Origin of the sequence: Acinetobacter sp. CIP 64.7, from assembly GCF_000369745.1 — a bacterium.
Taxonomy (GTDB): Bacteria; Pseudomonadota; Gammaproteobacteria; order Pseudomonadales; family Moraxellaceae; genus Acinetobacter; species Acinetobacter fasciculus.
This window is the reverse complement of record NZ_KB850183.1, coordinates 51,977-67,546: the sequence shown is the minus strand read 5'-3', so window position 1 is coordinate 67,546 and position 15,570 is coordinate 51,977. Positions and strand designations below refer to the sequence as shown.

Annotated in this window: 15 protein-coding genes and 3 pseudogenes; 1 reads left to right on the top strand and 17 read right to left on the bottom strand. The window is 43.1% G+C overall.

What is annotated here, in order from left to right; all coding sequences use genetic code 11:
* Positions 1–45: 45 nt before the first annotated feature.
* The 10 genes and pseudogenes from ahr to F890_RS17050 all read right to left on the bottom strand — a co-directional run.
* Positions 46–1,074 (bottom strand): NADPH-dependent aldehyde reductase Ahr, encoded by a 1,029-nt coding sequence (gene ahr, locus F890_RS17095; RefSeq protein ID WP_005268192.1) that lies wholly within the window; start codon positions 1,072–1,074, stop codon positions 46–48.
* Positions 1,075–1,078: 4 nt separating this feature from the next.
* The gene (locus tag F890_RS17090; RefSeq protein WP_005268191.1) at positions 1,079–1,660 is read right to left on the bottom strand and encodes a DNA-3-methyladenine glycosylase I; all 582 of its coding nucleotides are present in this window, start codon (positions 1,658–1,660) and stop codon (positions 1,079–1,081) included.
* 24 nt (positions 1,661–1,684) lie between these two features.
* On the bottom strand, positions 1,685–1,930 hold the full coding sequence (locus tag F890_RS17085) for a hypothetical protein (protein ID WP_005268190.1): 246 nt from the start codon (positions 1,928–1,930) through the stop codon (positions 1,685–1,687).
* Between the two features lie 15 nt (positions 1,931–1,945).
* Positions 1,946–2,488: a M23 family metallopeptidase gene (locus tag F890_RS17080; RefSeq protein ID WP_005173640.1), complete on the bottom strand. Its 543-nt coding sequence runs from the start codon at positions 2,486–2,488 to the stop codon at positions 1,946–1,948.
* Between the two features lie 69 nt (positions 2,489–2,557).
* On the bottom strand, positions 2,558–3,586 hold the full coding sequence (mutY, locus tag F890_RS17075; protein ID WP_005268189.1) for an A/G-specific adenine glycosylase: 1,029 nt from the start codon (positions 3,584–3,586) through the stop codon (positions 2,558–2,560).
* Positions 3,587–3,746: 160 nt separating this feature from the next.
* Positions 3,747–4,106, bottom strand: coding sequence for an HIT family protein (locus tag F890_RS17070; protein ID WP_005268188.1), 360 nt, complete (start codon positions 4,104–4,106; stop codon positions 3,747–3,749).
* A gap of 94 nt (positions 4,107–4,200) precedes the next feature.
* On the bottom strand, positions 4,201–4,935 hold the full coding sequence (locus tag F890_RS17065; protein ID WP_005268187.1) for a dienelactone hydrolase family protein: 735 nt from the start codon (positions 4,933–4,935) through the stop codon (positions 4,201–4,203).
* Between the two features lie 163 nt (positions 4,936–5,098).
* Complete coding sequence (locus F890_RS17060; protein WP_005268184.1) at positions 5,099–5,788, bottom strand: BamJ family beta-barrel-assembly machinery protein; 690 nt, start codon at positions 5,786–5,788, stop codon at positions 5,099–5,101.
* A 48-nt stretch (positions 5,789–5,836) separates the two neighbouring features.
* A complete protein-coding gene (locus tag F890_RS17055) occupies positions 5,837–6,541 on the bottom strand; it encodes a BamJ family beta-barrel-assembly machinery protein (RefSeq protein WP_005094756.1) in 705 nt (234 codons plus the stop codon).
* A gap of 165 nt (positions 6,542–6,706) precedes the next feature.
* Positions 6,707–7,321 (bottom strand): annotated as a pseudogene (locus tag F890_RS17050) (CpsD/CapB family tyrosine-protein kinase); the annotation flags it as partial.
* Between the two features lie 89 nt (positions 7,322–7,410).
* Between F890_RS17050 and F890_RS18405 the strand changes: the two are divergent.
* A protein-coding gene (locus tag F890_RS18405; protein ID WP_122365482.1) for an IS3-like element ISAcsp5 family transposase occupies positions 7,411–8,540 on the top strand; the annotation gives its coding sequence in 2 pieces (ribosomal slippage) (positions 7,411–7,663 and positions 7,663–8,540; 1,131 coding nt in all).
* Positions 8,541–8,609: 69 nt separating this feature from the next.
* Here the strand turns inward: F890_RS18405 and F890_RS17035 are convergent.
* The 7 genes and pseudogenes from F890_RS17035 to F890_RS18690 form a co-directional block, all read right to left on the bottom strand.
* Positions 8,610–8,831 (bottom strand): annotated as a pseudogene (locus F890_RS17035) (hypothetical protein); the annotation flags it as partial.
* A 57-nt stretch (positions 8,832–8,888) separates the two neighbouring features.
* Positions 8,889–9,821 (bottom strand): IS5 family transposase, encoded by a 933-nt coding sequence (locus tag F890_RS17030; RefSeq protein ID WP_005268176.1) that lies wholly within the window; start codon positions 9,819–9,821, stop codon positions 8,889–8,891.
* Between the two features lie 171 nt (positions 9,822–9,992).
* Positions 9,993–11,432, bottom strand: a complete 1,440-nt coding sequence (locus F890_RS17025; RefSeq protein ID WP_005268174.1) for a capsule assembly Wzi family protein — start codon at positions 11,430–11,432, stop codon at positions 9,993–9,995.
* A gap of 145 nt (positions 11,433–11,577) precedes the next feature.
* The gene (locus tag F890_RS17020) at positions 11,578–13,761 is read right to left on the bottom strand and encodes a polysaccharide biosynthesis tyrosine autokinase (RefSeq protein ID WP_005268173.1); all 2,184 of its coding nucleotides are present in this window, start codon (positions 13,759–13,761) and stop codon (positions 11,578–11,580) included.
* Between the two features lie 36 nt (positions 13,762–13,797).
* The gene (locus tag F890_RS17015; protein ID WP_005268172.1) at positions 13,798–14,226 is read right to left on the bottom strand and encodes a low molecular weight protein-tyrosine-phosphatase; all 429 of its coding nucleotides are present in this window, start codon (positions 14,224–14,226) and stop codon (positions 13,798–13,800) included.
* Positions 14,226–15,326: a polysaccharide biosynthesis/export family protein gene (locus F890_RS17010; protein ID WP_005268171.1), complete on the bottom strand. Its 1,101-nt coding sequence runs from the start codon at positions 15,324–15,326 to the stop codon at positions 14,226–14,228. Before F890_RS17010 ends, F890_RS17015 begins: the two co-directional genes overlap by 1 nt.
* A 136-nt stretch (positions 15,327–15,462) precedes the next feature.
* Positions 15,463–15,570: pseudogene (locus tag F890_RS18690) on the bottom strand (IS5/IS1182 family transposase); the annotation flags it as partial.

Genomic DNA, 15,570 nt, shown 5'->3' with positions numbered 1-15,570 from the left:
TTACCCAATTGCTGGGTCTTTTTGACAGATTGAAACAGGTAGAGTTTAAGCTTCAAAATCCGCTTTAAGTACAATCCGGTAACGCGCTTTACCGGAATGCAGATGTTCAATGGCCTGATTCAGCTGTGACATCGGGAAGACTTCAATTTGTGGGGCAATATTTTTACGCGCAGCAAATTGCAGTAACTGACGTAAGGCTGCCGGTGAACCGGTTGGAGAGCCGGTAACAGACTTGGCGCCGCCAATCAGCATGCTCGCCGGAATTTGCATCGGTTCTAAAGGGAGACCGAGCATATGTACTGTACCGTTCGGTGCCAGAGTGGCCAGATAAGCCTGCCAGTTCAAGGTGACATTGACCGTACTCAGCAATAAATCGAACTTGCCACGCTGTGCCTTTAGGGCAGCAACATCACGACTATTCACCACATGATCTGCGCCCATGGCTTTCAGCTCATCGGTCTTGTCCAGATTTGATGTGAAAGCCGTAATCTCACAGCCCCAGGCTTTCAGCAGCTTGATGGCCATATGCCCTAAACCACCAATACCAATTACGCCAACATGATGAATGGCCTGAATCTGATGTTTCAGGATAGGATCAAATACGGTAATTCCGCCACAGAGCAGGGGGCCGGCACTTTCAGGATCCAGATCTTCAGGCAGGGGAATGACCCATTGCCAGCCAGCACGGACCTTGTCGGCAAAACCACCGGCATGTCCGACAATAGTCGCCACTTGGCCGCCAGTACAGAGTACCTGCTGACCTGAAATACACGGATCGCAATACTGGCAGCTTTCCGCAGTCCAGCCAATGCCAACCCGTTGTCCCACTTTCAGGCCTTTGGCTTCGCCACCCAGTTGCGTGATGATGCCGATAATCTCGTGTCCAGCCACGACCGGATAAACGGATGAACCCCAGTCATTATTGAGGACTGAAATATCAGAATGACACAGGCCACAGTATTCTACTTTGACTTCGACCTGATGTGGCTGTAGTTCACCAGCATCGAATTGATAGGGTTCGAGTGCAGCACCTGCTGACATTGCAGCATAAGCGTGGATAATATTATTCGACATAAATTCAGCTCTTCTTTGAATGGGAATATATTGTTTTAAAGTGACAATGATTTTCGTGATCATCGACCATACCGACGGCCTGCATAAAGGCATAGCAAATGGTGGGTCCGACAAATTTAAAACCGGCCTTTTTTAAGGCTTTTGACATGATCTGGCTTTCGATAGTCTGTGCCGCTGCCTGACGATAATCCGCAACATCATTATTCAGTCGTGGTTGCTGGGCAAAAGACCATAGCCATTGCCCTACATTGATGTCTTGCTGTTGCAGCTTGAGCCATGCTTGGGCATTCTCGCGAATGGCATGCAGCTTGCCACGATGACGGATCAGGCGGGCATCCTTAAGCTTGAGTTCGAGTTGTTGATCTGTAAGTGCTGCAATCGACTGAATGGAATATTGAAAAAAATGTTCACGATACGCTTCACGTTTTCTAAGGATGGTAATCCAGGCTAGACCGGCCTGCTGTCCTTCCAGACACAGCATTTCAAACAGGCGATTTTCATCCAGCAGGGTTTGTCCCCATTCCTGATCATGATAGGTGATATACAGCGGATCATTGGAGCACCAGCCACAGCGTTGCAGAGTCATGCCATGCTCCTTATTTTTATAGTTTTATAATTTAAACACAGCCCATTGATCTTGCTGATTGTCCCAGTACGACAGTTCAGCCTGATCCAGATCGCTAAATTGAATCCACATGTCTTTACCACTTTTGTCGGCATAACCGGTACTGATCAGCAGCGCATCTTCGGTAATTTCCATCACCCAGCCCTGGTAGCTTTGACCATTCAGTACGATTTTTTGTTGATTGCCTGATTCAGCAAATTCTACCAGACGGTTGATCAACATTTCTGACATGTAAATATCCTAAAATTAACGTAAATAGGGGTAGGGGTTGACCACACCGCGCCCCTTGCCCTGTAAATAAATACCATAATGCAGATGTGGTGCAGTATGTCGGGCATTACCGCTATTGCCCACATAGCCGATGAGCTGGCCTTTTTTGACAGCATCACCTACTTTCAGGCCGCGTTTATGTCCATCCAGATGTGCATAATAATGCCAGGAACCGCCCGGACCGAGAATCCAGACTACTTTACCACCCAAATTGTTATTGCGTAAATCTGCAATCAGACCTTCTGTGGCACTAAAGACTTTGGTTCCACGTGGAGCCATGATATCAATGCCCTCATGCAAACGTCCGCGACTGCGCGACGCACCCCAGGTATCCTGTAATTCACGTGCCTGTACACGTGCCACCGGGATGGGCAGTGAAGAAGGCATTCGCTTATTTTGCAGTTTTTGTACCAGTAGCGGATTTAACTGTGCAGAAGAAGGTTGTTTCGGTGTACTGCTACAGGCGGTCAGTAATATGGCAATCAAAGCCACCCAGGTCAAAGCAAGGTATTGGCGCACGTTATTCATCCTTAAATATTGGCAATGCTCATTCTGAGCTGATCGATATGATGCTTTGTCCAGACTATGTCATAGGTTAACGGCAGAGATCAATTTTTTCATTGCTGTCGGCAGACCGCAATCAATGGCTGTCTCTGGACGCATCCAGTTGCCTTGCAGTTCAATCGCCAAATGTTCCTGCTGATCCTGATCCACTGCGAAAACGGTTGCTTCAAGCTGCCAGGTGAAGTGGGTGAAACTGTGGCTGATCTGGACTTTTTTGAGGATATTTTTCAGGCCAAGCTGCTGATATTGCTGTTCGAATTCATGGGCATTTTCAATAATTGGCAAACACCAGAGTCCGCCCCACAGGCCACTGTTTGGTCGTTGTTGCCAGAGCCATTCTTCACCGGACTGAATTAATAATACTTGTGCTGAGCGCACTGGCACCGGTTTTTTGGCTTTCTTGAATGGTAATTCATTTTCCAGACCCTGCTGATGCGCTTTGCAATGTTGCTGCATCGGACAATATAGGCACAGAGGTTTTTTCGGAGTGCAGACCGTAGCCCCGAGATCCATAATCGCCTGGGTATAGTCATGATTACGTTCGACCGGACATAATTCTTCAGCCAGTTGCCATAAAGCACGTTCATGAATGGGTTTGGACAGATCATCTTCAATCGCGAAAAAACGTGACAACACCCGTTTGACATTGCCATCCATAATCACGCCGTATTGGCGTAAACCCAGTGACATTAAGGCACCAGCGGTGGAACGGCCGATCCCTGGCAAGGCAATCCATTGTTCCAGGGTTTGAGGAAACTGCTGCTGTGCTGTCACCATGCCGGCAGCTTTGTGCAGGTTACGGGCACGGGCATAATAGCCCAGTCCTGCCCAGTAAGGTGCAACCTCATCCCAAGAGGCTTGACCCAAGTCCTGTACAGTGGGAAAACGCTGAATAAAGCGTTCATAATATTGCAGCACAGTTTTGACCTGGGTTTGTTGCAACATGATTTCAGAGACCCAGACTTTGTAGGGATCATCTGTCACCTGCCAGGGCAAGTCATGACGACCATGCACATCAAACCATTCTAACAGGGCATCTGAAAATACAAACATGGATAAATAGCAACTGAATAAGCAGCAGCCATTATAGCGGAATCGGCAGGCCTGAAATGTGAAAAGTAGATAAAAACTGCGGAGTAGTGTGTATGGATATCGGCTTAATAACACAAACAATAAATGCTCCGAAGAGCATTTATTTTAAAACAGCAAAGATTTAGTCGCTAATCCCCCAACGTTCATCCAGCTTCAATACTTTGTCTTTATAGCGCGGAATAATATGAATATGCAGATGTTCGACCTTTTCCTGAAACACTTCGCCATCAATAAAACCGACATGGAAACCGGCGGGCTGGTAACGTAAATTGAGCTCATTACGTGCCTGTTCGAGCAAAGACATCAGGCTTTTACGTTCTTTGTCCGTCACTTCAAAAAATGAAGCCACATGCCGGAGTGGAATCACTACACAGTGACCTTCGGATAATGAATTCGGTTCAGGCAGCACTACACCATAATCATTTTTGGCAATGACATCATATTCGTCATAGTTACAGTAAGGGCAGTTGGTTTCAGCCATAGTCAGCATTCTCCTCTGGTAGGATTTATCGTTCTTTTCTTCAATGATTCTTTAAAGTGCTCAGCTTGATTTCAAGTCGAGCACTTATATCTATTTAAGCCAAATGACGTTCCAATAAGGCATACATCGCCGCCAAGCTTTTTTGTTCCGCTTCAGCATTGTAACCAAGATCCACGCCATTGGCTTTGGCCCGTTCGTCGGCGAGCGGGTTGCTAAAGCCATGTTTTGCATCTTCAAAGACAATCACCTCATGCTCGACGTTGGCCGCATGCATTTCTTCACGGAAACTGGCGACATCATCTAAGGTGACCATGCTGTCTAGCTCACCGTGCAAGACTAGTATTTCGGCCTGAACCTGACCTTCTTGAGCCGGTGCTTTGGCAGTAAGTGTCCCGTGGAAGGTGGTCACTGCTTTTAAAGGGGCATTGGCACGCGCCAGATCCAGCACCACTTTACCGCCGTAACAAAAACCGATGGCAGCAAGTTTCTCTGCATTGACTTCATCCTGTGCTGCCAAGGTATTTAAAGCTGCTGTCGCACGATCAACGATGGTGTCCGGATCTTCAAAGGTCTGCATCATCCACTGGTAGGCCTGATCAGAATGGGTGGTCACTTTTTTGTCACCATACATGTCAATCGCCAAGGCCGCATAGCCATGTTCTGCAAGTTCGCGAGCGCGCTGTTCGGTATATTCATTACGACCCCACCATTCTGGTGCGACCAGCACACCTGCAAGGGGTGCATCTGTTTCTGGAGCGGCAAAATAGCCAATCAATACGCTACCATCCGGCGCAGTATAATGAATTTCACGGGTCTTGATTGCTGCCATGCTGACGTCCTCTATTCTTGTTGAACCGTTTAATTAACATATAACATAGCAAAACTGATCTGAATGTGACATGAAAACATTCGATTAATTATGCTTCATCCATATAAAAAAGAGAGGCCGCTATCGCGCCTCTCTGATTGAGTATTTAAAAAAACAGTATTGATTACTTCATAATTTCCAGTAATTCCACATCAAAAATTAAGGTACTGTTTGGCTCAATCACATCACCTGAACCAATTTGTCCATAGGCCAGTTCTGCAGGAATGAAGAAGCGGTATTTGGCACCTTCTTTCATCAGTTGCAGGCCTTCAGTCCAACCGGTAATCACTTGGGTGGTACGGAAGACCACAGGCTGATTGCGGGCAATTGAACTATCAAAAACCGTACCATCAATCAAACGGCCTTCATAATGTACGCGGACATTGCTATCGGCTTTTGGCGATTTGCCTTTGCCTTGCTGAAGAATCTGATATTGCAGGCCAGATTTAGTCGTTTTTATCCCTGCTTTTTTGGCATTTTCTGTCAGAAAAGCCTGACCGATTTTGGTATTTTCTTCAGCTTTTTGTTTTAATTCAATCAGCTCTTTGGCTTCACTTTGACGTTTAAACTGAGTCAGCACTCGAGCCATGTCTTCTTCAGTTAAAGTGGATTGTTTTCCGGCAGCAGCAGCTTTTAAACCGGCACTGAAAGCATCCAGATCAATCCCTTGCAAAGAGTCGGCATTACTTTTCCCCATCAGATAACCAAAGCTATAACCGACCTGTTCAGCTTCCGGGCTTTTATTGGTCACATCTTTGGCAAGCAGATTGCCAGAACTTAGCAGTAAAACCATCAAGCTTATTTGTATTTTCATATTTATTCTCAAAATAAAGGAGAGCGCATTGCTCTCCTTATTTATAGATTATTTGACTTCAATGAGTTCCACATCAAAAATCAAAGTACTGTGTGGAGGAATCGTCCCTGGCACGCCTTGTTCACCATAACCAAGTTGAGATGGGATATACAGGGTCGCTTTACCGCCTTCTTTCATCAGTTGCAGACCTTCAGTCCAGCCTGGAATCACTTGATTGAGTGGAAACTCAATCGGCTCGCCACGTTCAACCGAACTGTCAAATACAGTACCATCCACCAGTTTGCCGGTGTAATGGACTTTCACGATTGAAGAAGCAGCCGGCTGTTTGCCCGTGCCTTCTTTGGTCACTAGGTATTGCAAACCGGAAGCTGTGGTTTTTACACCCGCTTTTTTGGCATTTTCGGTCAGGAAACTGTCACTCGATGCTTGTGCCTGTTTAGTGCTATCGAGTTGCTTTTGCTGCATTTCTTTCTGGAACTGTTCGTAAGCTGCCTGTAATTCTTCTTCAGTGTACGCCGGTTCAGTACGCGCATGTCCTTCACGTACGCCTGTCACAAAGCTATTAATATCGAGTTCAGGTGGGGTTTGATGAGCCACTTCATAACCGAGAGCATAGCTGATTTTAGAAACAGCAGAGGCATCTTTAGATGCTTTAGTCGTTTGAGCAGCTGGGTTTTGAGTTGCATAGTAAACAGGTACTAGCGCGGCACCGCCTAGAAGAACAGCGACAGCAATCGGTAAGGCCTTGCTCATGTATTATTCCAATCTAATGTTATCGTTGAGGTTCATTCCATCTTAGCAGAAAATTTTGAGAAATCTTGCAGAATGGGTGGTTTTTTAGCAAGCAAATATCGCAGTTTGGTAGAGCTTTAAAAAAATAAAAAAACCAGCAATGGCTGGTTTTTTTATTCAAAAAGATCAACTGGTTTTTGTTTTGGTTTTATAGCTATAAGTATAATCATAGCTATAACTACCACCTGCTGAACGCTGGATATCATTCAGGATGAAGCCATTTACGGTACTCCCCGCTTGTTTAAAACGGTTCACTGTCAGTGCCAATTCCTTCATTTGTGTTTTTGCATAGCGGGCCACCACCAGATTGAGTCCGACATATCGGGACACGATGATCGCATCCGTGACCGCCAGGACAGGAGGCGTATCAATTATAATATGATCATAGTGTGGCGTCAGGTGTTGCAGTAATTCCTGAAACCGTACCGAATTGAGAAGTTCGGATGGATTGACTGGATTTTCACCACAGGTGATGACGCTGAGGTTTGCTACATTGGTGCTTTGCACCATCTGTTCCAAGGTAATTTGCTCATTCAGGTATTCAGTTAATCCATATTGATTATCCAAATCAAAATATTTGTGTATATGACCACGACGCAAGTCCGCATCAATGATCAATACGCGTTTATGTTTTTCTGCCATGATGACTGCCAGATTGCTGGAAACAAATGATTTTCCAACTCTAGGTGCTGGACCCGAGATCATAATAATATTATTTTTGGCCTGAGACAGAGCGAAATGGTGATGTGGTTCTAGGATTTTAGACCACGCCTATAAGTGATAATCTACTCCCCAATAAGCATGGGAAATGCTTGTTTTTGGAGTCAACCATGACACGAAGAAAACGTCGTAATCATTCAGCAGAGTTTAAAGTTAAAGTTGCTCTCGCAGCAATTAAAGGCGACCACACACTCGCTGAGCTTTCTACTCAATTCGATTTACATCAAAACCAAATCATCGATTGGAAAAATCAACTGCTTGAGCAATCAGTCAATATTTTTTCACGACCAACAGCACAACAAGAACCAGAGATTGACCTCAAAGCTCTACATGCCAAGATAGGACATCAGGCATTGCAAATTGATTTTTTAGAAGGTGCGCTCAGAAAAATAGGGCAGCTGAGCGGCAAAAAATGATCGATAAGACCCATCAACTTTCGGTACGACAACAATCGCAATTGATTCAAATCAATCGCAGTACGTTGTATTACAAGACCAAAGAGATTTCATCAACTGATTTGAGTTTGATGCGTCTGATCGATGAAATTCATCTCGACTACCCATTTATGGGCAGTCGAATGATACGAGATATGCTACAGCGTCAAGGGCATCAAATAGGTCGGCGTAAAGTCCGACGTTTAATGCGCTTGATGGGAATACATGCCTTGTATCCAAAACCCAATACCAGTAAGCCTAATCTTGCACACCGTATTTTCCCATATCTGTTGAAAAACATGGTCATCGATCACTCTAATCAAGTCTGGTGTACAGATATCACGTACATTCCTATGGCTAAAGGCTTTGTCTATCTGTGTACAATTATAGATTGGCATAGTCGTAAAGTACTGGCTCATCGAGTATCGATCAGTATGGAAACAGACTTTTGCATAGATGCGTTGCAAGAAGCAATTGTGAAATATGGTTGTCCAGAGGTGTTTAATACAGACCAAGGCAGTCAATTCACAAGCGAGGCATTTTTGAATGAGTTAAAATTGCGAAATATCCGTATCAGTATGGATGGGAAAGGACGATGGATGGATAATGTAATGATTGAGCGTTTATGGCGCAGCGTGAAGCATGAGGAAGTCTATTTGAAGGCTTACGATACGGTTAAACAAGCGAAACAATCAATTGCTGAATATTTGGATTTTTATAACATGATACGTCCTCATTCAAGTTTGAATAAGGCAACACCGGATGAATTTTATGATCAACATTTACTAAAAGTAATGGCAGCATAATTTAAATATTTAGAGCGGATTTATCACTTATAAAACTGAATTGAGTGGTCTAATTAACGGAACCACATTATGGCTTGCTGTCCGGATGCTGCGCAAGCTTTCGATCGCCATATCATCACTATGTTTAAGGGCTAATAAGAACGGCAGTTTTTTCTTTTTCAGCAGTTTCAGTCCCGGTTTCTGAACAGGGGAGTGTGCAATATTGGCATAGACGGGAAGATCCAGTTGGTATTCTATTTGGCTACTATCTTTCACTCCAGAACGGAACATATTGCGGAATAATGCCACCAGAATTCGGCTTTGTTGCATAAAGGTTTGAAAGGCTGAGTTCCCTTAAGCTACTCAAATTTAAGAGACAACTTGGGTATGAGGGCGACCTAATTCTGTGAATTTATTCAAGACTGCCATGCGTGCATGGATCTCATTCACCTGACTTGGAAAACTCCGCGCTGTTAATTTATCGCCTAATAATTTGATGCAATGCATCTTGGTTTCAACCAAACTTCGACGGTGATAACCAGACCACTTTTTCCAAAGCGATCTGCCTAGCCGTTTGACTGTCTTTAATAATTCGTTCCGCTCTATAGACCTCGCTTGCTGATCCTTCCAAGGCTTTGCATTCTTTCTAGGTGGAATGATCGCATGTGCATCTCGATCTAAAATGACTTGTCGGCAGTGCTTTGTGTCATAAGCACCATCTGTATAAACAGAATCAATTGGTTCATCCAAGGGAATTTGAGCAAGTAAATCTTCGAGTACTTGAGAATCACTGACATTATTTGTGGTGAGTTGTACTGCACGTATTTGCAGGGTTTTAGCATCTATAGCAATGTGAAGCTTACGCCATTGGCGACGATATTCAGCCCCATGTTTCTTGCGTTTCCATTCACCTTCACCAAGAAACTTCAAACCAGTAGAGTCTACGAGTAGATGCAGTCCATCACTACTTTTTTGATAGCTAATCGCAATATCAATATGCTTTTGTCTACGACAAAGGGTGGAATAATCCGGAGCTGTCCAATCTAATCCAGAGAGTTTAATCAGACTTTGAACAAAACCTGTGACCATACGTAAAGAGAGTCGGAATAGTAATTTGATCATTAAGCAGCATTGAATCGCTGTATCGGAGTAGGTTTGATTTCGACCTTGCTTGCCTTGTGATTGTGCATACCACTGAGTCTTTGGATCAAACCAAATGGAAATATTACTTCGGTTAATTAAGGCTCGGTTATAGGATGACCAATTGGTTGTACGGTAGATTTTAGAGGCAGGCTTATTCATTTTGAAATTATATTGCTGAATAAGCTTTTGATGCTAGGTTTGTGCAACAAAGCCCCGGATACTTAATAAAAAAACCAGCAAGTGCTGGTTTTTTTATTTTCAGTTTCATCAGTATTTTGGGAGGTATGGGAAAGTTGTCGCTATCATCCGCACTTAAGTGTTGAATAGGTCTTAGTAAGAAAATAAACCCTTTTCTAAGGGGAATTCGATACCAATTGATACACCGCCATCGTTACCGTATACCTCAGAGTCACCCACCCACCCATTCAGTTTAAGTGGAATGTCTGGGCGTAGATAATGTGTCCAGGTTAGATCTAGTGCTTTTAATTCATCTTGCTGCGGAAACGCCAGATTGGTGGCTCGATTGGATTTATTGAGTTCAGCTAATAATACTCGTGCATTGAGTCGATTTAAAGAATCAAGACGAATATCACCACCTACAGACAGCATTTGGCCATCACCACCCATGGCATGCGCTAGAGGATAGCCATGTTGGTAAAAACCATCAGTGTAGACATGGTGGTTATAGGAAATGCCCTGTACCTTGCCGTTGGTACGAGTGTCTGCCCATTCGGTATACAGTTGGAAAGGCATATTGTTATAACTTGATGAATAATCGACTCCAGCCAAATACATTTTTTTAGCCGGCAAGCCGCCTGCTTCGTCTTCACCGACATATTGCGCATAGATACCCATCGGGACTTGCACGAGGGGATGTAGATTTAAGCGTGCATCAAAACCGGCAATTTGATTTGATGGATCAGGTTCACCTGTACCACCATTGTCTTTATTGCCAACAAAAGCATCCCAAAGTGAGCTCAGGCTTTCAGGCCGACCTTCACCACCCCATTGCATAGCACGCGATGCACCCAGTTCTAAATAAGGCAAGGGTTGTGCAGTGACACGTAAGCCAATCAGTTTGGCATCAGGCACAGCATCATAATCCTGCAACTGCCCTGCAAAAGCTTGATATTGCCAAGGTCCAATCCAAGCCAACCATTTGTTTGCAAAAGCATTCTGTTCGGCACGCTGCATCGTCACGCCATAGACAGGGCGGCTGGCATCACCACGAATTAAACTGCCATCATGTGCAGGACCCCAGTAGGTCGGGATCTGTCCAGCAATCAACCATTGATTCCATAATTTTCCAGCGATATATGAGCCTTCAAGATTCAAATCTTGATCATTGTCAATCTGTAGATCTTTTTCTGCATTCACACGAATTCTGGCATCCCAGTTCTCGTTACCCGCATTTAGCTCGATACCTGCCTGATATTGCGTTTTTTGCTGATCGCCAAAGGCTTGAGGAATATTCTTTTGATCAGTTTCTGCAAATAAGGATGCTTTGAGCGACTGGTTATTGGCATTCAAATGTGCCCATACAGTATCAATGACTTTTTGCTGAGTATTATTGTTGATTTTAGCTTGAGCAAGAGCACGTTGGATTTCATCACCACTGATGGGCCAAGTCGACGTGCTTATTTGAATAACACCCTGCTGATTGAGCCAGTTTAAATCGGTACGTAAGTTTTGGTCATTTAAAACGATGCCTTGTGCAAAGGCGAGGGAAGAACTTAATGCCAAGGTAGCGAGCAGTGTTTTGGATAACATTCTTGTATATTCTCAGGACTTTTAAACTATAACCACGATAGGTTTTTTAGTTGATTTTTTCAACAACAATCATTTGCAATAAATGTAAGGAAGGATAATTTCACACCCTGCTCAGACAGAGTGTGAAAGTCGAGTTTAGAATAGATTAGTCATTATCTTTATGTGCAGTATAGGCATAGGCATAATTATAACCATAGCTACCCGCTGCACCTTTTTGTACATCATTCAGAATCACGCCATTGACTTTTACATTGGCCTGTTCAAAACGATTCACCGTAATTTCAAGCTCTTTGATTTGCGTCTGAGCATGACGGGCAATCAATAAATTGACCCCTGCATATTGCGCAATAATAATACCATCAGTCACAGCAAGTACTGGCGGAGTATCAATTAAGATGTGATCAAAATGAGCAGATGCCTGATCCAGGAAAGCCTTGAATTTATCGGTACTTAACAGTTCAGACGGATTGACTGGACTCTTGCCGCGAGTAACAAAGAACAGGTTTTCTACAGTCGAGTTTTGGACAATATCTTCATAGCTATTTTGAAGATTTAACAGTTCTGCTAAGCCAGGGCTTAGCTCTGCATTGAAATATTTATGCAAATAACCACGACGCATATCACCATCAATGACGAGTACCCGTTTTCCACCTTGCGCCAAAATGGTTGCAAGGTTAACAGTAATAAAAGATTTCCCAATCTCAGGGGCAGGGCCTGACAATGCAATCACATTATTGCTGGCATTCATTAAGGCAAAGTGAATTGCGGTGCGCATACTGCGCAGGCTTTCAATCGCAATATCACCGCTGTCTTTAACCGCAAGAATAGGAATATTCTTTTTCTTTTTCAGCAGGTTGATATAACTTTCTTGAATTAAAGAACGCGGTACGGTGGCATACACTGGCAGATCCAGCTCATTTTCAATCTGAGCAGCATCTTTAATGCCTGAACGCATCATATTACGTAACAGTGCTAATAATGTACCGAGGAATCCTCCCAGAAAAATCGATAAAATCAGAATTTGTAATTTTTTGGGTGCAATCGGTTTAATCGGCTCAACTGCTGTATCGACGATACGAACATTGCCAATTTCACCGGCTTTGGCAATACGAAGTTGCTGGTATGAATTGAGTAAGCCTGTATACAGCTGCTGTTTTACTTCAACCTCACGGAACAATTGTAAGTACTGGCGCTGTAGTTCAGGTAAACGTTTTAAAGTCCCATCTAGCTCTGCAATTTTTTTATTGATTGCAGCGAGTTGTGCATTCATTTGCTGCATCATCGGATGTTCATCCATATATTTGGATGAAGCTTCTGCAACCTGCTGCTCCAGCTGGATTTTTTGTGTCTCTAAAGTAATGCTTTGGGTTAAATATAATTCCGATTCTTTGGTAACATCCACTGTATTTGCTTGTTGGCGGAAGCGGTTGAATTCACGCTCTGCAACATCAAGCTGTTGTTTTAGTTCCGGTAATTGATTTTCCAGGAATTTAAGTGTCTGCGCAGTTTCTGCAGATCGACGTTCAATATTCTGTTGGCTATAAGCAGCTAGAATGGCATTCAGGACTTGAGTAATGTGCTGCGTATCTTCGCCTTGATAGTTAAGACCTAATACACCGCTCATCTTGCCTTTCTCAGCCACTGAGTAGTTACTGGTCAAAGTCTGCATCGCAGCAGGCAAGCTTTGCTTTCGGATATTATAAGCGGCATCGAAACGGTCTTGACTAAAAACACCTACTTTCCAAAGGCCGTATTCAGATGAGGATTGACTGATCTGGTTTAGAGGCGCAGAAAAAACCACCTGTTCAGTTGTCTCATCACTCAGGCTATATTTACCTTCTTTAAAACTTAAAATTAAGTTTTTATCCTGGAAATATTGTGGGATATCAAACTGGCGAACATCAAAGCTATTCTGATTATCTTTAAATAATACTGATTTTTTTGAGTATTCGGTGCTGTACTTATGTTTGGCCATTAACCGGTTCCAGAAACTATCTTCTGTACCAGATATGCGAATATTTAAATTTAAATGATTGATGACTTCGCCGAGCACCAAACGCGATTTTAAAATTTCAATTTCGGCTTGAGCAGGGGATTTTTGCTCGATCATACCGGATAAATCACCCAATAATGCAGCCGAAGTCCCTTTACTGTCTTCGACTTGTACCATGGCATCTACTGAATAGGTATCCGGTGTGGTTCTTAAATACAGTAAGGCACAGATCAAGCTTAAAATAATGCACAGGGCAATCAGTTTCCATTGCGCAATCAAGGAAAAAAACAATTCCTTTAAGTCAATGGTGTCTTCGGTGTTGGCGGTTTGACTCATAATTTAAATATCAAAAAAGTGAAAATATTAAAAAAATTAAATATATTTTTTCCAGTCAGCAATACAGTCTTGAATTAATTGACAGGTGTCATCAAAAAATGTTTGATCATGCTGATATGGATCGGCAATATTTTTACTTTGCCAATGCCCCAGTCTAAAGGTTTTACCTTTGGCAAATGGCCAGGTCTGTTCGATATGTTTTTGCTGATTCTGACTCATCACAAGAACTAGGTCAGCTTTTTTAATCAGCTCAGCATTGAGTTTTTTTGCAATATGCGCACTCATATCAATCTCAAAGCGTTGCATGCATAGACTGGCTTTTTCATCGGCTGCATGTCCAACCACACCCGCAATACCCGCAGACTCAATCTGTAAATGCGGATATTGCTGTTTTAAAAAGTATTCTGCCATGGGGCTACGACAAATATTGCCAATACAAACCACCAAAATATTTTTAATTTTCATTAGTTCCCCAAACGTTCAAAATTATATAAAGCATTTGAGAATGGAATAACCTGATTCACTACACGTTGCCAGCGTGCCAAACCAGATGCATCCACATAAACAATATCGTTGCTGCGCATTTTAAACTGATTAGCAAGACCAAAGTCCGCAATGCTGGTCAAGTCCATCTGGTAGACTTCAGTGTGAAGTGCATTCGGCTGACTTCTAACGATATAAACTTTACTGCGACTGGCAGAAAGTGGATTTAAGCCCAGACTTTCTCCTAATACATCACTCAGACTCATGCCTTGATCACGTATAGGTAATGACTGATTTTTTCCGGATTCACCCATCACATAAATTTTCTGATTTTCACGATTATTGACATATAAGGTGTCATTGGGCTGAATCAGCAGATTATGTAGTGAGAGGCCAGCTTTTTCTAGCTCTACAGTGTTCAGACTATATGAGCGTCCTTGGCGTACTAAGGTAATAGAAGAATTATCTCCTTGCTGTGCATTTACACCGCCTGCCATCCCTAAAGCAGTATAAACACTAACAGGTTGATCGCTTAAATAGAATTGACCGCCTTTCAGAACATTACCTTGAACCGAATAACGTTGACCTTGATAAGACAATACTCGCGCAATCACATCCGGATTTTTTAGGTAACGTGATAGTTGACTACGTAATTCACGATTGACTTGGGTCAGTGATTTTCCTGCGGCTTTATAACGGCCAATAATTGGAAACTGAATATAGCCTTCGGAATCGATTTGGAAACCATTCGCTTGAGCAGACTGATCACTACTAATATTAGTTGGAGATGTGAGTTCAGGATAAGCCCATAAGTAAATCGATAAAATATCACCTGAACTCAGATTGTAGTTACGATGCTGTGTATTAAACAGATGGGCATATTGTTGTTGAATATTCTGTACAGCAGGCTGAACAGCCATCATAGAATCTTGAGTGAGTTTTATGACATTGACTGTCGTACCGAGGTCGGTTTGAAAAACGCCTTCGCTAGGTAAGTCATATGTTTGTAAACCAGAGGTGACTGCACACCCTGTAGTAGCAATGCCACATGCCAATAAAGCAGCTAGTTGAAAGTGTCGCACACGTTTTCCCAGAGATTATTTTTAAATTTTAAAATTGAAGCTATTCTACCCAAGTTATTGACTATATACATAGCAATTTGTAACGGCTTTGTTGCACAAAGATTTGAAATACAAAGCGCCCCTAATTGAGCCAAATTTAAGGCGTAACTTGGGTAAGTGGTCGACCTAATTCCGTAAATCTGTTGAGGACTGCTACACGTGCATGAATTTCATTCACCTGACTAGGAAAGCTTCTTGCCATTAA